We start from the raw sequence: 16,929 nt of genomic DNA, 5'->3' as shown, positions 1-16,929 counted from the left end.
AAAAAAGCAGTCGGCATGTATTTTCACCGACTGCTTTACAGAATATTAGCAACCCATTTTCTTCATGGCTTCCTGCATTTCTTCCGGTGAAACATCACGAACATGTTGTGCGATGGTCCAGTCTATATTAAATGGGTCGGTGAGTGTTCCCATGCGGTCTCCCCAGAACATGTCCTCAACCTTTTTTTTGACCGACATGCCGGCAGATTTGGCTTTGCTGAAGGTGGCTTCCAGATCCTCAACGTAAAGATAAAAAGAAACCGGGGAGCCTCCCATACTCTTTGCAGATTTTCCTCCCCATTCCGGGCAAGGGTGGCCCATCATCATGCGGGCATTGCCCACTTGAATCTCAGCATACATCACCCCACCATCCGGTGTAGGAAAACGCATTATTTCTTCGGCTCCCAGCGCTTTTTTATAAAACTCAATTGCCGCCGCCGCATCGTCCATCACGATATATGGGGTTATGGAAGTGAATCCTTCGGGAATCGTGCTCATAAATAGTCTCCATTCATTCATTAAAAGTTAAACTCAATTGCCTGTCACTGATGTTTCCCATTATTCACGACCCTACTGACAGCATATTGTCAGTAGGGTGGCAGTATGGTAAAACTAAAATCAAAAACAGGAAATCACCATGCGCCGAGCGGACCGATTGTTCCGTATTGTAGAGTATTTAAAAGCCCGCAGACAGGTCGTGACTGCAGGGTCGCTTGCTGAAGAGCTGGGAGTGAGCGTCAGAACCATCTACCGCGACATTGCGGATTTGGGAGCCTCCGGTGTGCCGATCATCGGGGAAGCGGGAGTGGGCTATATGCTCCATAAGAACTACGTGGTGCGCCCCTTGATGTTTGATACTGAAGAATTGGATGCGCTCATGCTCGGTGCACAAATGGTTCAGAGCTGGGGGGATAAAGAGCTGGCAAAAGCCGCCAATCAAGCCCTCGACAAAATCACTTCGGTACTACCCGAAAGCCTGAGAAAAGAAATAGCGGAAACTTTCTTGTTTTCCATGGCCTCAAAGAATGAGGTGAAAATTCACATCGACTTTACAGCTCTTCGTCGAGCCATTCGCGGCAAAAACATAGTAGAATTCAGCTATAAACGGGAAGATGGAGAGGCCTCAACCCGGAGGGTTCGTCCTCTCTGTTTGGCTTTTTTCAGTCCGGTATGGCTGATTTCCGGGTGGTGTGAAATGCGGGATGATTTTCGTAATTTTCGTCTGGACAGGATTCAGGATATGAAAATAACGGAAGAGCGTTTTCGGGATGAGAAAGGAAAAAGTCTCTACGATTATATGCAACAGATGTGTTAAAGCTTGAGAAAGGGCTTGTTGATATGGGGAAGGTGAACGGCTTGCCTTTGGACTGTCTCGCCGACCAAGGCTCCCGCCGCAACGTATTGGAGCGAGTTCAACGTTGTGTGGGCTTTGAACGATGTTCTACATTCGGACTGCCACCTCCGAACCTATGATGAAATTATACCTCGAATGGCATTTTTGTTCAACCCGGAGAAATTCGGAGAAGGGAACGCCCGCGTATCTATTGCCAATAAACATCCGGCTGGCATGGATTGGCGATTATGGTAATGTAAGCCAGCCTTTTGTTCAAAAGTATTTTTTAAGGCTTTTTTAGACAGATAAATTTCATATATAAAAGGAGGATAGGAATTCAATGGCAAGTAAGAACAGTTCGTTCGATATCGTATCCGTCATTGACATGGAAGAAGTCCAGAATGCGGTGAATCAGGCGATGGCGGAAATCGGCCAGCGTTTCGATTTTAAAGGCAGTAAAAGCGAAATCACGTTGGATAAAAAAGAAAACAAGATCACCATTCTCTCGGACAACGATTCCAAGTTAAATTCCGTGATCGATGTGCTGCAGGGCAAGCTGGTCAAACGAAAAGTATCTCTGAAGGGCCTTGACTATGGCAAAGTAGAACCCGCCACGGGCGATAGCGTGCGGCAAAGCATCCTTGTCCAGCAGGGCATTTCTCAGGATAAAGGCAAGGAAATCACCAAGGCCATCAAAGGCATGGGACTCAAGGTGCAAAGCCAGATCATGGACGACCTGTTGCGGGTGACGGGAAAGAATAAGGACGATCTTCAGGAGGCGATGTCCAGGCTTAAGGAGAAGGATTTCGGGGTCGCGATGACGTTTACCAATTATCGGTGAAGCGCATTGGAAAATCGTTTGAACTTTTGTCTTCCCTCGGTTTTTAATCGCTACAACAATCTCCGGCGTGACAGTGAACGCTTTTTTTGCCCGATTTCGCCGGAGCCTGGGAGGGAACTGTAAGTTGGCATTGCTCCCGACAATAAAAACGGCTATCCTGATAAGAGTCTGTAATCAAAAGGAGAAGAGAAGATGGATGAAATTCGTGATTTTATGCGCTCCCCGGTAATCAGTGTCGACCCGCAAACGACCGCTCAGGAAGCCGCTAAATTAATGGGAGAAAAGGTAATCAGCTCGCTTCTGGTGAAAGAAAATGACGAATATCTGGGAATTGTGACCAAGACGGATTTGGTCAAAAAGGTATTGGCCGAGGGGTTGGACCCACAAGCGACCCGGGTTTACTCGATCATGACAAAGCCCATTTTGACACAAGATTATTATATTCCCCGAAGCGAAGCCAATGAGTTGATGCTGAGAAAAAGAATCAAGCATCTCGTTGTAACTAAACATGGAGAGATTGTGGGGATTTTAACGACCAGGGATCTGGTTTCCTGAAAAACTGGGAAGTCTTTCTTCGTCACAGGGTTTACCCATGATCTCTTGATAGAATCCGCCGTGTTTCTCATTTTGCAAAGCTTATGATAATGACTTATAGAAATAGCGTTGGGGTGAAAAAATTAGAGAAAAAGCTGGATGAGATTTATATGGCTGTTCAAAGCCTTCATGAGGGGAAAAAGTGAAAAAGATATTTTTTTTCTGGTGACAACGGAAAATACAGCTCAATTTGGCGTCGGCCGGAATTGATTGAGGGTGGCCGCATGGTCCTGTTCGTGATATTGTTCCGCCACTTCCTTGATCTCCGGCAACACCCGCTTGAATGCCGCAACCACTTCAGGATCTAAAGCGGTCCCGCTCATTTTTTCAATTTTTTCCATAGCCGTTTCGATGGAGTCTATTGAATCTGGAGATTGATTCTGAAAATTTGGGTTGACCATCTTGTCGAATTTATCGCATACCGCAACGATCCTTCCTTCTCTGGGAATTTCTTCATCTTTCAAACCATAAGGGTACCCCGATCCATCCCAATTTTCCTCGTGGGTGATGCAAATGGATTCCGCCAATCGCAATAGCTTGGAATCACTTCCCGATAAAATCTCCGCCCCAATGATCGGCGACAGTTTCACGACTTTCCATTCGCCTTCGTTTAACTCATCGTTCTTCTTGCGCAATATGTTATCCGGGATTCCTATTTGTCCTATATCGTGTAACGGAGTGGCCAAATGGATGAGATTGATTTGCTCTTGAGGCAGACCCAATTCCTCGGCCACAATCGAGCAAAAATGACTGACGCGGAGTCCATGCATGCTGGTGGAGTTATCTCGATATTCACAGGCCCGGACCAATCGATGAATGATATCCATTCGGGATTCTTCAAGTTCACGGGTACGTTCCCGGACTCGATATTCCAATTCGATATTATTTTTACGGGCTTCATTGTGAAGCAGGCTCACTTCCAACATGTTTCTGACCCGGGTGAGCGCCTCGGTCATTTCAAAAGGTTTGGAAATAAAATCCTTGGCCCCGGACTCCAGAGCGAGAAGCCGGGTGGCATCGTCGCGCTGGGCTGTCAGAACTAAAATGGGCAGATAAGTTTCGGTTTCCACCTCTTTTAGTGCTTGCATGACTCCAAACCCGTCCAACTTCGGCATTTTCAAATCCAGAAGAATCAGGTCCGGGCGGATTTTTTTGTACGTTTCCACCGCTTTGAGAGAATCGGTGATGCTGGTGACATTTTTAAAGCCAGCTCCTTTCAGCACGCGCTCAAAAATCTTTACGTTGCCGGGTTCATCATCGATTATGAGAATTTTTCCGTCTTCGATTTTACTTTTCAACATTAGGGCTTTTGCCTCCCAGGGGAGAGTGAAGGAGCAATCAATGATTTAAAAGCTAACGTGAATTTTTAATTTACATTAACTTGCATGAGAATAGGATGTTATCTTAAAAATTTGCGCGGGTCAATGGGTTTTTTGCACACAATGGGTAAATCTAATTGGTTTGGAGGGAGAGATCCCAGTTTTTCAAGAACTAACCGGGCTAAAAATTTTTCGCAGAAATTGATAGGCAACGCGTGCAACACCCATGATGTTATTCTTGATATAGGCCTTGCGGTCAAACAGCTCATGATGGGTTTGAAGCAACAATTGCGGAATTTTCAGGTTTTCCGGGCATCGGGGCAGACAGTCGCCGCATTCGGTGCAATTAAAAGCAAAGGTGCCAGGAAACCAGTGGCCCTTGCCCTCCAGCATGTTGTAGCGGAATTTACCGTAATCCACCATGTCATAGGCTTTCAGCAGATTTCTGAAGCGGAGAATTTCCGGAATATTGATGTCTTCAGGGCAGGGCAGACATTGGTCGCAAAGGGTGCACAGGCCGGGAACAGAGCTTAATGAGGCGTCCATTGTGGTTTTAATTGTTGTATCTTCTTCGGAGAAATACGTTTCATCGTTCAATATCGCCAGGTTCTGAGGGAAATGTTCCGGCTCGTGCATGCCCATGCTCAGGGTGGTGACTGCAGGGTGGCTCAGGCAAAACCGGCCGCTGAATTGGATGGCCGTTAGCGGTTGCGTCGCCTGCTTGACCTTTTCCGAAGGTTTCCACAAGAGACCGCCTTTTTCATTGGGAGAAATGATAAAAACGCCAATATCCTTCTCGCCAGCCAACTGGACCGCTGGCAAATTGCGCTGAAAAAAGTAATAAAAGTGTAAATTGACGAAGCTGAACAAGTTGGTATTCAGCGCTTGCAGAATGATATCCAGTGGGCCGTGGGTGGAAAAACCGATATGACGAACCAGTCCTTGTTCCTTTAGCCGGTGGAGCGTTTCAACTGGCCCTCCGGTTCGTACAGCCGCTTGTAATCGTTCTTTATTATTGATGCCATGCCATCCGTAGAAATCCACGAAGTCCAGTTGCAGGCCCGTGAGCTGGCTCTCAACAAGTTCCTTGGTCTCGTCGGCGGTCATCGGCGCTCCCTTGGTCATCATCCTGTACTGGTCGCGGGGAACCGCTAATTCTTTGAGCGCTACACCGTAGAGATGCTCGCTCTTGCCATACCCATGCGCGGTCTCGATGTGGTTGATTCCCAACTGCAATGCCTGGCGTGTGGTTTCGAGACAATTCTTGATAGACTCCAGAGGCAGGCGGTCGCGGGGAGGCAGCCAGCCATGAGTGAAGCGCATGCCACCTAAGGTGATGACGGAAAGCATTTCATTGGTTTGGCCAAAGCGTCGGTATTCCATGAATTTTAATTTCCTGCCAGATGGGAGAACGTCTGATTTAATTTAAAGGCATCTCTAAAAATTGACTAAATGCTCCTAATCGTCAATTTAAGGAGATGGCTTTGTTTTAGTGGGACAGGCTTTCCAGCCTGTCCGCACGGGCTAGAAAGGCGGAATTAAATTCCGCACTTCCGCATAAACTTTAAGGTAGGTCGCCCGTGCCACTGATATATGAAATCCTTGTACAATGTTCAATTTCCTGTAATAAAATAATTTTTAGAGGTGCCCTTAAGATGTTGCTTGTTTACCACCGATTCAAGCAAAATCGACATGGGTACCGCTTTCGGCTCTGCGCCGGGATTTTATCGGGCACGGATTGATGTTGACAGAACCATCCCCGACAAGTAGGATTTTTAACTTGATACACCCATTATCGCTTGGGAGCCCTATTGATTTTCTATTGTTTGCTCGTTTATGTCTGACCCCGTTTATTTCAGCCTGTTTGCAGGCGTCCCGGATTGCCCGGTCACCATTTTCAATCAGGGCCAGTGGACCCTGGACAACCGTGTTGTTCTCGACACCTGTATTATAGGGAAGAGCCACCGGGTGATCAGCCGGGGGGGCGGCGTGGCGCTGACAGAATTCATCGCCTGTTCATCCGATGAAACGACGGACAAGCCTTTGGACCATTTCCCCTTGCAGGCCGGGGAAAATTATTGCAGAGAATATCAAGTGGGAAACATTCAGTATGCGGTGACGATCGAAATGGTCCCGCGGTTGTTCGAGGATATGGAGGGTTTTCTCTCCTCGCTGGGAGAGATTCCACCCATGGAAATATTGACGCACCGTTTTGAGGCCGCAAAACTCTCAAACTCGGCGCAACCTTTCACCGGGGTGGCGGTCGATCTGGCCGCGAACGGGTTTGTTACCATTCACACCTACCCGGAAGATGGGTTGTCCATCATCAGTAAAACCAATCTGTATGTTCACGCCGGGGCAACGCTATCATGATGAAACGACTGGTCGATATCGCCCGTGCCAATTTGAACGATTTCATGGGAAAGCGGACAGAGGAAAAAACTGTCTACAATCCGAACGAAACGCCTTTTAATTTTGATACGCGGGAAGCGTTTGAGTCAGCACCTGTGACCTCAGACCCGTTCATCCAATATTACGCGAATCTGGAAATCCAGCCGGGTTCTAACCGTACAGCGGTAAAGTCCGCCTGGAAACGATTGCTGAAAAAATATCATCCGGATCTGCACGATGCCGATCCTGAGAAAAGAAAAGTCGCCGGAGAATTGACCCTGCGGTTGACCGAAAGTTACCGACTATTAGACAAAGAACTGTCAAAACGTGGATGAGGAGTTAAGAATGGCCAATTTTGAAAACGTTAAAGAGTATTTGCTGGACATGGGGTTCACCATTGACCAGGAAGATGCCGCCGAAGAACTGGTGGTCGTGAATGATGAAGATCGAGGCGTCAAGCATCTGGTCATCGATTGCGAAGATCCGATCGTGATTTTAGAACAGGTGATTCTGCCGTTACCGAACGGAACCGCTGAAATCTACAAACGCTTATTGCAAATCAACCGCACTCTGGTCCACGGCGCTTTTGTTCTGGATGACAGCGGCAACACCCTCCTGTTTCGCGACACCCTGCAACTGGAAAACCTCGACCGCAACGAGCTGGAAGGTAGCATTGATGCTTTGAGTCTGGCGCTGGGAGAATATGGCGGAGAGTTGCTTGCGTTTGCCGCATCCAAATAAAACCGAATTCATCGATATAAATTGATATAAAAGGAGAGATTCAACATGGCAGGATTACTTTCCAGAATTTTCCGGATGGGCAAAGCCGAAGCTCATTCGCTGGTGGATCAGATTGAAGATCCTATCAAAATGACCGAGCAGGGCATCCGCGATCTGAAAAAAGATCTGACCATATCCATGCAGAGCCTGGCGCAAGTCAAAGGCATCGTCATCCGTATGCGCAACGACGCCGAGAACAAGAAAAAACTTGCGGCGGATTACGAGCATAAAGCGATGGCATTGTTACAGCAAGGGCAGGGCGGTTCTCTGGATTCCGCCGAGGCCGAACGTCTGGCCACGGAAGCGTTGTCGAGAAAAGAAACCGCCTCCAAAGAAGCCGTCCGGTTGCACACGGAAATGACGGCGCAGGAAGGGATGTCGAACCAACTGCAGAAAAATGTGGATAAATTGCGGTCCACCATCCAGCGTTATGAAAACGATCTGATCACCCTGAGAGCCCGTGCCAAAACCGCCGCCGCCACTAAAAAGCTGAACGCGCAAATCGCCCAGGTCGATGCGGGTGGAACCATTGCCATGCTGGAAAAAATGCGTTCCCGGGTGGAAGAGGATGAATCCCTGGCCAAGGCCTACGGAGAAATTGCGGACACCAGCACCAGCATCGATGATGAAATTAACAAGGCGCTCGATTCGGGGTCAAAACTGCCGGCGGTGTCCGACAGTCTGGCCGCTTTGAAAGCCAAAATGAATATCTCCTGACATGGCATTCGACTTTTTTAAAAAGAAAAAAGAGGAGCAACCTCAGCTGGAGGACCTGGTGCTCTCCAAACTCAAGCCCGGTTTCCTGGTGGACTACGATATGAAAACGTATCGGGTCACAGCCTGTAATCACTACGAGTGGGAAGAGGGCGGAGTGACCGATGAGTGGGAATTGCAGCTGGGGTCCGAATCCTGGTTCCTCGAACGCGGGGAAGAAGACGGCGAGGTCGCATGGTCTCTGAGCCAGAAAAAGCCCATCTTCAAGTTGGATGGCGACATTGCCGGGCACATCGTCGAACATGAAGACCCGCCGGAGGAAGTGGTGTTCGAGGGGGAAACGTTTTATGTCGAGACGGACGATATCGGCGAGTATTTTAAGGGCGATGCGGAGGAGGGAATGCCTTTTGTGGTGTGGGACTTCAGCGATGAAAAAAGTACGAAGTTTTTATCCATCGAGCAATGGGGTGAAACCAAATTCGACATGACCATCGGTTTTCCTGTGGAAGAGTACCAGTTCACCAACATCCTGCCTGGGGAGTGATTTTTTATATATCTTTGTGCTAGCTTTTAACTTCCAAGTAGCCCAAGTCTTCTAATTTTTTTATATCATCAGGGTCAACATAAACGATGGGTCCACCCCGTTCATATTTTTTTGTATTGAGATGTGGGATTTTTCTAATATCAAATGGTTTGTTTAGTTCGCAACAGTTTTTCCCTTCAATGATATACTTCCAACGCCTTCCCCAAATTCTCTCACTCAACCCTTCTCTATCTTCATAACAATTTACAAACTCCATTCGGTAGCGAATTGGCTTCTTGCCACAGTCCAAGGAGTCTATCGTCTGGGCAATTAGAATAATATCTCCAAAATTTAATTTTGCAGGCCTCACTTCAAGAGCATGTTTACAATTCGCCACAACTTTTGAAAGTGTCTCTTTAGATGTTCTAAAAATGACCATTTTGAATGTTTTCTTCTTTTAATGAAGAAGTGTTTATGGGCAAATATGAAGACTAAACCCTATTTCTACCGCAAAGACGCAAAGAACGCAAAGGGTTAAAGGCCAAGAACAATTCTTTCAACGCCATCTTTAAGAGCCGAGACATTGAAATTTACCAGCAGTCCAAGTTTACAACCTGTTAGTTTTAAATAGGTCAATACCTGAGCTTTGTGGACGGGTAAAATCTTTTCAACCGCTTTTAGTTCAACGACGACCTTATTATCTATCAGGAAATCGAGACGAAGATCGCAATCCATTAACACACCTTTATACTCAACTGGCTTGGACACTTCCTTTTGAAAAGGAATATTTTGCAAAGAAAATTCTCGTGCCAGGCAATTCTGGTAAACATTTTCCAATAATCCCGGCCCCAAGGATTTATGAACTTCAATACACGCGCCAATTATTTTGTTTGACCATTCATTTTCGTCCATCTTTGCGACCTTTGCGTCTTTGCGGTGAAAATTTTTTTCTTATTCTATCAAGTTATTCTGCCAACTTCCCGTCCCACTTGTGGCAAAACTTGACTTTGGGGCCGTCTGCCTCTAAAATCGTCCATCCGAATGAATCCTCAAGATATTAAAAAAATATACATTATCGCGATTTGTGGCACGGGCATGGCCTCGCTCGCCGGGCTCTTAAAGGAGTCGGGGTATGATGTGACAGGCTCCGATGCCAATATCTACCCACCCATGAGCACGCTACTGGCTGACCTCAACATTCCTGTCATGCCGGGTTTCAAGCACGAAAATATCAGCAAAGACATTGATCTTGTCATCGTCGGCAATGCGGTTTCCAAAACCAATGAAGAAGTGCAGGCGGTTTTGGAATTGGGCATTCCTTACACGTCGTTTCCCGATGCCCTGGCGCAGTTTTATCTGGAAGGTCGCAAGTCACTGGTAGTGACCGGGACGCATGGCAAAACCACGACCACGTCATTACTCAGCTGGGTATTGCATGCCTGCGGGAAAAAACCGGGATTCATGGTCGGCGGCTGGCTGAAAAACTTCGATCGCAATTACCGGGTCCCGGAGGGCGACTATTTTGTCACCGAGGGCGACGAGTACGACACCGCCTTTTTTGACAAGGGACCCAAGTTTCTGCATTACCGTCCGTTGGCCGCCATCCTCACGGGAATCGAGTTTGACCATGCCGATATTTACGACGACCTGGATCATTTCAAGTCTGCATTCCGAAAATTTGTAGAAATAATCGACCCTGCGGGCTTTTTACTGGTAAGATTTGCAGATGAAAATGTGACCGATGTATTGCAACAGGCTTCCTGCCCGGTGGAAACCTACGGGTTGACCGCTGGAGCGGACTGGTGCGCAGTCGACTACCATTTTGAAGCTGGCGTCGGTTGTTTCAGGCTTCGTCACAAGGGCGAAGGTGTTGGCGAGATTCGCTTGCCTATGGTCGGGCGCCACAATGTGGAAAACGCCGTGGCAGTAGCCGCGATGGCCGTAAAGTTGGGCCTTCCCGCCGATGACGTTTGCAAGTCGTTTTCGACTTTTAAGGGAATCAAAAGGCGGCAGGAAGTGGTCGGAGAAAAAAACGGTGTGGTGGTGATCGATGATTTTGCTCACCATCCCACCGCCATCGGATTGACCCTCGAAGGGGTGAAAGAGGCGTATCCGGGGTTGCGTATTTGGGCGGTTTTTGAGCCGCGCTCGGCGACCTCACGCAGAAATACCTTCCAGGAAATTTTTCCGCCGAGTTTTGCGAAGGCGGATGCAGTCATCATCGCCCGACCGTACGCGACCGATAAAATTCCGCCGAACGAGCGGTTGGACCCGGACCGGCTGGTTCAGGATATTGAGCGGGCAGGTGTTGCGGCGCATTTCATCCCGGACGTTGAGGATATTGTTGACTACATAGCAAAAAATAATCAGTCGAGGGATGTGGTGCTCATCATGTCATCCGGCGGGTTTTACGGAATTCATCAGAAACTGTTGGACCGTTTGTGAAATTTGGGAGCATCCCAAAAATCAATTTTAATTATTTGAGATTCTTTTAAAGATTGTGAATGTCTTGAGCTCATCTCAGGGAGTGCCAACCGATCAGCGGGTTAAAACCTACGGCCAGCTCAAGCTGGAGCTGATCCAGAATGGACTGTTCATTCCACCCGAAGTTTTGAAATCGCCCGATGTGGCTTGTGGGGTGTGTCCCGGTGCGCCGGGTGAGGAAGTGGCGTTGGCTCTGGCGGAAAATTTTATCGTTAAAACGTTCCTGAAAACGGAAGATCAGGCGCAGATAAAAATGAAAGTTCGGGATGGCGGTTTGTTTCTGAACTCTGGAGACGGGGGCGAAGAGGAGGTGGGGATCATTCCCTTACCGACGTTTCTCAAAGATTTGATGAAACAGAGAACGCCGCTGTCCGAGAACATTTGCCTGGACGGATATTGTCTGAACATTTTCCTACGCGCTGTTGATAAGGGAAAAAGTTTGAACATGTCGAAGGACTATATCATTTCCATTGTTCAGTCTGCCTTTGAGGAAGGGGCCGCGGACCTGGTTCAACTCAACATGGATTATTGCGACGACAAGGACCGGGGGTTTCAACTGCTGGCTCCTGTCGTGGATGCGATCAAAAAGCAATTCAAGACTTTTGTGGCTCTAAAAGGTTTTCCTCCCCAGGAAAAACGAACGATCGACCTGATGTATGCCGCAGGGTTCGATCTTTTGGATTTCCCTTTGGATGGGTTTGCCGGGGCTGAATCGCAGGAAGAACTGATACCGGCGCATCAGGTGCATGACGCGCTGGAATATGCAGTGGGAATTTTTCCTCAGGGAACGGTGTGGACGGAATTGATATTGGGGGCGGAACCTCTGGATCTGATCAAGAAAAAAATCGACCATTTGACAGAGCGGGGCATTGTTCCGCAGTTGAAATTGCTCACCACCAGCATTCATACCAGCAAGGATTACTGGCGGGTGAAGGAAGTGGCGCGGCATTTGCGGGAAGCGGCGGAGCGCGACCGGTTGAATTTGAAATGGTTGTATCCCAATTGCCGCTGTGTGAGCCCACTGGACACGCAATATTTCACGGAGGCGCCTAAGTCCGCGCAATTGGCGACCAAACCCATTTATCGGTCCCGACTGGGCAAAAAAGCCTCGGAAGGCTTTGCGGCCTTCCGCCGAAAACTACGCATCAAGAACATCAGCGATTCTTATGAATCGGCGGGGCTGTAGCTCCTACGCGGAGGGCGAGTTTGTTCACGCCGTGTAACGCTTCTTAGTTAGGTTCCAGCTGTCTTTCATCTAAACGCATTCTTGCCGGAAATGTGTTCTTCTCATCTTAGTCAGCGTCACTGGACCCTTGTTTTCTCCTGAAAATTGGGCTTTTCTCTAATCTTCTTTGTTAGGAATATAAGGCTCATCCGACTGAGAAATTCACGCTGGTCCAAGGTTGGGTATCGGTTGCAATGCGCATTATCCTTTGCTAGGCTTGAATGATGAAATCAATCAATGAAGAAATCCCTTTGGCGGTGAAAACACCCGTTGAGAAAATTCCTGAAGTCCCTCTCACCCGGCTTGAGACGTTGTGGATGCAGGTGGGGGGCACGCTGTGCAACCTGCAATGCACCCATTGCTTTATCAGTTGCGGTCCGCAGAATCACAGTCACGAGATGATGACCCTTCAGCAGGTGCAGAAAACTCTAGAAGAAGCGAAAGAGTTGGGCGTTCAGGATTATTACATCACCGGCGGCGAGGTGTTCATCAACCCGGAGATATTTGCAATCCTGGAAGCCATCCTTTCTTTTGGCCCACTGGATGTGCTCACCAACGGGACGTTGATCACTCCGGAAAAATCCGCGAAACTCAAAGATATTCAGAACCGCTCGAGCTTTCCTTTGCAGTTTCGCGTCAGCATGGAAAGTTTTGATGAAGAGGAAAATAACAAAATTCGCGGCAAAGGCACCTACCATCGGGCGGTGGAGGGAATCCGTAACCTTTCTGAAGCCGGATTCTCGCCCATTCTGACGATCACCCGCAGTTGGGAGGAGGAACAGGACGCGGCAATGGAAGGAAAGTTTCTGGAGTTTTTGCGTCGAAACAATGTGCCGAAACCCCGGATCAAGATTCTTCCCGGTTTTCTTTTAGGCCGACTGGCGGAAAATATCCGGCAGTACGATGGCGACGAGCACGTCACCGAAAAATGTTTTGAATCCTACGACATCACCAACCTGCAATGTTCTTCATCCCGCATGGCGACAGGCAAAGGCGTTTATGTCTGCCCCATTCTCGTGGAGCACGATGAAGCCCGAATGGGAGACACGCTGAAGGACACCCTGCGTCCGTTTCCCCTGACCCAATCCGCCTGCTATACTTGCCGCGTCACCGGCATGACCTGCAAATCCTGACTCCCTTACCAGGGAGGGGGAACAGATACGCATTCGATGGGTTCAAATCCACTCGCAGTTATTCTCATGGAAGTGACTGTTTGGCCATAAATTGCTATCGAATACAATGCTTTGGAGGGATCGTTTTAGGTTGAGTTGGCTTAAATAAGCTGATAGCATTTGCATTGTCACTCCAGATCATCATTCAACGGTTTGTTGTTAGCAAGAACCGCGTCACGATACAATCATCCTAACGGTTAAAGGAAATCATTCATGGCGTTGATGCATTCCACCATGGTGCCGCTTGGAGAGCCTGCCCACGCATTTTCCCTTCCCGGTGTGGATGGGAAGGAATACACTCTCGAAAGCTTTACGGATAAGCGCATTCTAGTCATTATTTTCATGTGCAACCATTGCCCGTATGTGAAAGCCGTTCTTTCCCGGCTGATCGACTTGCAAAATCAGATGGCGGACAGGGGCGTGCAACTGGTGGGCATCAATTCCAACGACGCCTCGCGCTACCCTGATGATTCTTTCGACAATATGAAAAAAATTGCCGAGGAAATGAAAATCCCTTTCCCTTACCTGTTCGATGCCACCCAGGAAATTGCCAGGGCCTACGATGCGGTTTGCACACCGGACATCTATGTTTATGGAGAGGAACGGACTTTGTTATATCGAGGGCGGATCGATGACAATTGGGAACGCCCGGAAAGAGTAGCGCAGAGGGATCTTAAAGACGCAATCGACGCGGCTCTTGCCGAAAATAAAATTTCAGAGGAGCAGATCCCGTCTATGGGATGTTCCATTAAATGGAAACAGAATTGAAAAGGAATCAATGAATACTGTAAAAAAATGGCTGTTCATTTTAACGGGTGCGGTGGTTGCCGGCTCATTGTTTGCCGATAAAATTCTGGTTTTTTATATTGATTGGCTCTGGTTTCAAAACCTTGGATTTGAATCGGTTTTATTAACCACCGTCGGCTCGCAAATGGGTTTGGGATTGCTGGTGGGACTTTCGTTTTTTGCGGTCACTTATTTATTCCTTCGCCATACCTTCAATAAAACCTCCCATCTTCCCGTATTGCTTTCCGATCAGATGAAAAGAGAGCTTCCGTTTTTGGATTTGATGGCCAACAATTTAAAACCCCTGATTCTCTTTGGTCCGTTAGTGATTGCCGCCATGACCGGGCTGGTGATGGCCCAGAAATGGGACACCTTTTTAATTTTTTTCAATAACGTTCCCTTTGGCAGGGTCGATCCGATCTTTGAAAGGGATTATTCCTTTTATTTGTTTGTCTTGCCATTTTGGGCCCTGTTCAAATCGATTTTATGGGAAGCTCTGATTGTTTCCGCTATTGGTGTGGGTTTGATTTTTTTCTTCAAGCGGTTTGTTTATCTTGGCCCATCAGGGGTGGTGATTCTTCCTGAAGCGCGCCGGACCCTCCTTTTGCTCATCGGTTATTTCTTTATATTATTGGCGGTTGATTTCTATTTTCAACGGTTTGGTCTGCTGACCGGAGGCAATGGCGTGTTGACGGGAATCGGTTTTTCCGATGATTACGGACGGCTTCCTCTTCTTGATATCATGTCTTTTGTGTCGGTCATAGGAGCCCTGATAAGCTTTCTAAGTATTTTTAAAGGCGGATTCAAGAAGGTCGTTTGGACCGCCGGCGGGTTGGCGATCCTTTTCTTTGGTGGAAATATTGTTCCGACCGTTCTGCAGAAATTGATCGTTGGCCCCAACGAACTGATAAAGGAAACCCCGTATATCGAACACACCATTGCCGGGTCGCTTGCGGGCTATGGTCTGGACCAAACGGAAACCAATGCCCTGGAGGGTTCGACCTCGCTCACCGCTGAAAGCATCAAAGCCAACTCTGCGACTATAGAAAATATACGGCTTTGGGATCAGGAGCCTCTTTTAGACACCCTGGGGCAGATCCAGGAAATTCGCACTTATTATCAATTTAACTCAGTGGACAACGACCGTTATTTGATCAACGGCAACTATCGGCAGACCCTGCTGTCGCCCAGGGAACTTCTATCCAGCAGTTTGCCCAACCGCACCTGGATCAACGAACATCTGACTTTTACGCACGGCTATGGAGTGTCTCTCAGCCCTGTGAACCAGGTGACTCCCGAAGGCCTGCCGGTTCTGTTTATTAAGGACATCCCTCCCCGGTCACAGGTGGATTTGACCATCACCCGCCCGGAAATTTATTTTGGCGAGCTTCCCAGTGACCATGTATTTGTCAATACGGGCACAAAGGAATTTGATTATCCCGAAGGAGAAAAGAACGTTTATAAAAATTACGAAGGCACTGGTGGGGTCCTTGTCGGTTCCTTCATCCGCAAGGTAATTCTGGCCGCCCGTTTCAAAACCATGAAAATGCTCTTCTCAGAAGATATAGAAAATGAAAGCCGAGTGTTGATGTACCGGAACATCACCGAGCGCGTACAAAAAGTGGCTCCCTTTCTCAGGTTGGATAATGACCCCTACATGGTTATATCTAATGGCGGTTTGCACTGGATTTATGATGCCTACACTGTGAGCGACCGGTTTCCCTATTCACAAATGATTCCGCGGTTTGGAAACTATGTGAGAAATTCCGTCAAAATCGTGATCGACGCCTACGAAGGCTCCATGAGTTTTTATATTTCCGACCCCAAAGACCCGATCATTCTTACTTATCAGCGCATCTTTCCCGAGCTGTTCAAGGATCTCAAGGAGATGCCTGAGGATTTGAGAAAACATATTCGTTATCCGTCGGATCTTTTTGCCATTCAAACGTTTATTTATGCCACCTACCATATGAAAACCCCGCAGATATTTTATAACAAGGAAGATCAGTGGGAGATTCCAGAGATCGATGGAAAGGTCATGCGCCCTTATTACACCATCATGAAACTGCCCTCCAAGAAAAAGGAAGAATACATTCTCATGCTTCCCTTCACTCCGCAGGGAAAGAGCAACCTTTCCGCCTGGATGGTGGCCCGCAGTGACGGCGAGAATTATGGCAAACTCGTGGCCTACACCTTCCCCAAACAGAAACTGGTTTATGGTCCCAGCCAAATCGTCGCCCGCATCAATCAGGAGGCGGAAATTTCCCGCCAGGTTTCACTGTGGGATCAACGCGGGTCCAGCGTCATTCAGGGAACCCTGCTGGTCATTCCCATTGAAGAAGCCTTGATCTATGTGCGCCCCTTGTATCTCAAGGCGGATGCTGGAAAAATCCCTGAATTGAAGCGAGTCATTGTTGGCTATGAGGACAGCATCGCCATGGAGAGAACTCTGGAGGAAGCTCTGCAAAAAATATTCGGCGGTCTTATGGGAAAGGAATCTAAAGAAGTGGAACGGATGGTGGGTGAGAAGCTGGAGTTTCCTGAAACTCAAAGTCCTGGCGATGAAAAAGTAGTGCTCCGGCAATCCGATTATATGAAAATTAAAACAATCTTTGACCGGGTGATGGCGTCACAAGGGGAACTGGATCAGACGCTGTCCAATTACAAAAAAGATCTTCAGTCTTTGGGGGAGATTTTGGGAGAAGCGGAGAAGAAAGAAATGCAAAAAAACCACGCCACAGAGACACAGGGAATCGGTTCGGAGTAA

Annotated in this window: 18 protein-coding genes; 13 read left to right on the top strand and 5 right to left on the bottom strand. The window is 47.9% G+C overall.

Annotated features, from left to right (window positions below):
* Nucleotides 1–45 precede the first annotated feature (45 nt).
* Nucleotides 46–498, bottom strand: a complete 453-nt coding sequence (locus O3C58_02150; GenBank protein ID MDA0690667.1) for a VOC family protein — start codon at nucleotides 496–498, stop codon at nucleotides 46–48.
* Nucleotides 499–637: 139 nt separating this feature from the next.
* On the opposite strand from O3C58_02150, the gene O3C58_02145 reads away from it, so the two are divergent.
* The 3 genes from O3C58_02145 to O3C58_02135 all read left to right on the top strand — a co-directional run bounded on the left by O3C58_02145 (nucleotide 638) and on the right by O3C58_02135 (nucleotide 2,729).
* Nucleotides 638–1,315, top strand: coding sequence for a YafY family protein (locus O3C58_02145; GenBank protein ID MDA0690666.1), 678 nt, complete (start codon nucleotides 638–640; stop codon nucleotides 1,313–1,315).
* Between the two features lie 358 nt (nucleotides 1,316–1,673).
* A complete protein-coding gene (locus tag O3C58_02140; protein ID MDA0690665.1) occupies nucleotides 1,674–2,174 on the top strand; it encodes a YajQ family cyclic di-GMP-binding protein in 501 nt (166 codons plus the stop codon).
* A gap of 192 nt (nucleotides 2,175–2,366) precedes the next feature.
* Complete coding sequence (locus O3C58_02135; GenBank protein MDA0690664.1) at nucleotides 2,367–2,729, top strand: CBS domain-containing protein; 363 nt, start codon at nucleotides 2,367–2,369, stop codon at nucleotides 2,727–2,729.
* 224 nt (nucleotides 2,730–2,953) lie between these two features.
* Here the strand turns inward: O3C58_02135 and O3C58_02130 are convergent, their stop codons facing one another.
* Together O3C58_02130 and O3C58_02125 are read right to left on the bottom strand one after the other, a co-directional pair.
* On the bottom strand, nucleotides 2,954–4,069 hold the full coding sequence (locus tag O3C58_02130) for a response regulator (protein ID MDA0690663.1): 1,116 nt from the start codon (nucleotides 4,067–4,069) through the stop codon (nucleotides 2,954–2,956).
* Between the two features lie 183 nt (nucleotides 4,070–4,252).
* Complete coding sequence (locus O3C58_02125) at nucleotides 4,253–5,470, bottom strand: aldo/keto reductase (protein ID MDA0690662.1); 1,218 nt, start codon at nucleotides 5,468–5,470, stop codon at nucleotides 4,253–4,255.
* Nucleotides 5,471–5,923: 453 nt separating this feature from the next.
* Here O3C58_02125 and O3C58_02120 point away from each other — a divergent pair, with 453 nt between their 5' ends.
* The 5 genes from O3C58_02120 to O3C58_02100 are packed head-to-tail and all read left to right on the top strand — an operon-like array spanning nucleotide 5,924 to nucleotide 8,516.
* Complete coding sequence (locus O3C58_02120) at nucleotides 5,924–6,460, top strand: DUF2617 family protein (protein MDA0690661.1); 537 nt, start codon at nucleotides 5,924–5,926, stop codon at nucleotides 6,458–6,460.
* The gene (locus tag O3C58_02115) at nucleotides 6,457–6,813 is read left to right on the top strand and encodes a DnaJ domain-containing protein (protein MDA0690660.1); all 357 of its coding nucleotides are present in this window, start codon (nucleotides 6,457–6,459) and stop codon (nucleotides 6,811–6,813) included. The genes O3C58_02120 and O3C58_02115 overlap by 4 nt, the downstream gene beginning before the upstream one ends.
* A gap of 10 nt (nucleotides 6,814–6,823) precedes the next feature.
* On the top strand, nucleotides 6,824–7,219 hold the full coding sequence (locus O3C58_02110; GenBank protein ID MDA0690659.1) for a YbjN domain-containing protein: 396 nt from the start codon (nucleotides 6,824–6,826) through the stop codon (nucleotides 7,217–7,219).
* Between the two features lie 45 nt (nucleotides 7,220–7,264).
* A complete protein-coding gene (locus O3C58_02105; GenBank protein ID MDA0690658.1) occupies nucleotides 7,265–7,975 on the top strand; it encodes a PspA/IM30 family protein in 711 nt (236 codons plus the stop codon).
* 1 nt (nucleotide 7,976) lies between these two features.
* A complete protein-coding gene (locus O3C58_02100; GenBank protein MDA0690657.1) occupies nucleotides 7,977–8,516 on the top strand; it encodes a DUF4178 domain-containing protein in 540 nt (179 codons plus the stop codon).
* A 19-nt stretch (nucleotides 8,517–8,535) separates the two neighbouring features.
* Here O3C58_02100 and O3C58_02095 read toward each other — a convergent pair whose 3' ends face one another.
* Both O3C58_02095 and O3C58_02090 read right to left on the bottom strand, forming a co-directional pair.
* A complete protein-coding gene (locus O3C58_02095; GenBank protein ID MDA0690656.1) occupies nucleotides 8,536–8,934 on the bottom strand; it encodes a hypothetical protein in 399 nt (132 codons plus the stop codon).
* 95 nt (nucleotides 8,935–9,029) lie between these two features.
* Nucleotides 9,030–9,407 (bottom strand): GxxExxY protein, encoded by a 378-nt coding sequence (locus O3C58_02090; protein MDA0690655.1) that lies wholly within the window; start codon nucleotides 9,405–9,407, stop codon nucleotides 9,030–9,032.
* Between the two features lie 129 nt (nucleotides 9,408–9,536).
* Here O3C58_02090 and mpl point away from each other — a divergent pair, with 129 nt between their 5' ends.
* From mpl to O3C58_02065, 5 genes are all read left to right on the top strand, one after another.
* A complete protein-coding gene (mpl, locus tag O3C58_02085) occupies nucleotides 9,537–10,940 on the top strand; it encodes a UDP-N-acetylmuramate:L-alanyl-gamma-D-glutamyl-meso-diaminopimelate ligase (GenBank protein ID MDA0690654.1) in 1,404 nt (467 codons plus the stop codon).
* Nucleotides 10,941–11,004: 64 nt separating this feature from the next.
* Nucleotides 11,005–12,165, top strand: coding sequence for a hypothetical protein (locus O3C58_02080; protein ID MDA0690653.1), 1,161 nt, complete (start codon nucleotides 11,005–11,007; stop codon nucleotides 12,163–12,165).
* Between the two features lie 260 nt (nucleotides 12,166–12,425).
* The gene (locus tag O3C58_02075) at nucleotides 12,426–13,337 is read left to right on the top strand and encodes a radical SAM protein (GenBank protein MDA0690652.1); all 912 of its coding nucleotides are present in this window, start codon (nucleotides 12,426–12,428) and stop codon (nucleotides 13,335–13,337) included.
* A gap of 252 nt (nucleotides 13,338–13,589) precedes the next feature.
* Nucleotides 13,590–14,144 (top strand): thioredoxin family protein, encoded by a 555-nt coding sequence (locus O3C58_02070; protein ID MDA0690651.1) that lies wholly within the window; start codon nucleotides 13,590–13,592, stop codon nucleotides 14,142–14,144.
* Nucleotides 14,145–14,154: 10 nt separating this feature from the next.
* Nucleotides 14,155–16,929: a UPF0182 family protein gene (locus O3C58_02065; protein ID MDA0690650.1), complete on the top strand. Its 2,775-nt coding sequence runs from the start codon at nucleotides 14,155–14,157 to the stop codon at nucleotides 16,927–16,929.

It is taken from the genome of Nitrospinota bacterium, from assembly GCA_027619975.1.
Lineage (GTDB): Bacteria > Nitrospinota > Nitrospinia > Nitrospinales > VA-1 > JADFGI01.
The sequence above is the reverse complement of the archived record's forward strand: the minus strand, read 5'-3'. Positions and strand labels throughout refer to the sequence as shown.

What these genes read in the sequence shown, in the direction of transcription:
- O3C58_02150 (MDA0690667.1), bottom strand. Translation starts at nt 498, where the DNA reads ATGAGCACGATTCCCGAAGGATTCACTTCCATAACCCCATATATCGTG.
- O3C58_02145 (MDA0690666.1), top strand. Translation starts at nt 638, where the DNA reads ATGCGCCGAGCGGACCGATTGTTCCGTATTGTAGAGTATTTAAAAGCC.
- O3C58_02140 (MDA0690665.1), top strand. Translation starts at nt 1,674, where the DNA reads ATGGCAAGTAAGAACAGTTCGTTCGATATCGTATCCGTCATTGACATG.
- O3C58_02135 (MDA0690664.1), top strand. Translation starts at nt 2,367, where the DNA reads ATGGATGAAATTCGTGATTTTATGCGCTCCCCGGTAATCAGTGTCGAC.
- O3C58_02130 (MDA0690663.1), bottom strand. Translation starts at nt 4,069, where the DNA reads ATGTTGAAAAGTAAAATCGAAGACGGAAAAATTCTCATAATCGATGAT.
- O3C58_02125 (MDA0690662.1), bottom strand. Translation starts at nt 5,470, where the DNA reads ATGGAATACCGACGCTTTGGCCAAACCAATGAAATGCTTTCCGTCATC.
- O3C58_02120 (MDA0690661.1), top strand. Translation starts at nt 5,924, where the DNA reads ATGTCTGACCCCGTTTATTTCAGCCTGTTTGCAGGCGTCCCGGATTGC.
- O3C58_02115 (MDA0690660.1), top strand. Translation starts at nt 6,457, where the DNA reads ATGATGAAACGACTGGTCGATATCGCCCGTGCCAATTTGAACGATTTC.
- O3C58_02110 (MDA0690659.1), top strand. Translation starts at nt 6,824, where the DNA reads ATGGCCAATTTTGAAAACGTTAAAGAGTATTTGCTGGACATGGGGTTC.
- O3C58_02105 (MDA0690658.1), top strand. Translation starts at nt 7,265, where the DNA reads ATGGCAGGATTACTTTCCAGAATTTTCCGGATGGGCAAAGCCGAAGCT.
- O3C58_02100 (MDA0690657.1), top strand. Translation starts at nt 7,977, where the DNA reads ATGGCATTCGACTTTTTTAAAAAGAAAAAAGAGGAGCAACCTCAGCTG.
- O3C58_02095 (MDA0690656.1), bottom strand. Translation starts at nt 8,934, where the DNA reads ATGGTCATTTTTAGAACATCTAAAGAGACACTTTCAAAAGTTGTGGCG.
- O3C58_02090 (MDA0690655.1), bottom strand. Translation starts at nt 9,407, where the DNA reads ATGGACGAAAATGAATGGTCAAACAAAATAATTGGCGCGTGTATTGAA.
- mpl (MDA0690654.1), top strand. Translation starts at nt 9,537, where the DNA reads ATGAATCCTCAAGATATTAAAAAAATATACATTATCGCGATTTGTGGC.
- O3C58_02075 (MDA0690652.1), top strand. Translation starts at nt 12,426, where the DNA reads ATGATGAAATCAATCAATGAAGAAATCCCTTTGGCGGTGAAAACACCC.
- O3C58_02070 (MDA0690651.1), top strand. Translation starts at nt 13,590, where the DNA reads ATGGCGTTGATGCATTCCACCATGGTGCCGCTTGGAGAGCCTGCCCAC.
- O3C58_02065 (MDA0690650.1), top strand. Translation starts at nt 14,155, where the DNA reads ATGAATACTGTAAAAAAATGGCTGTTCATTTTAACGGGTGCGGTGGTT.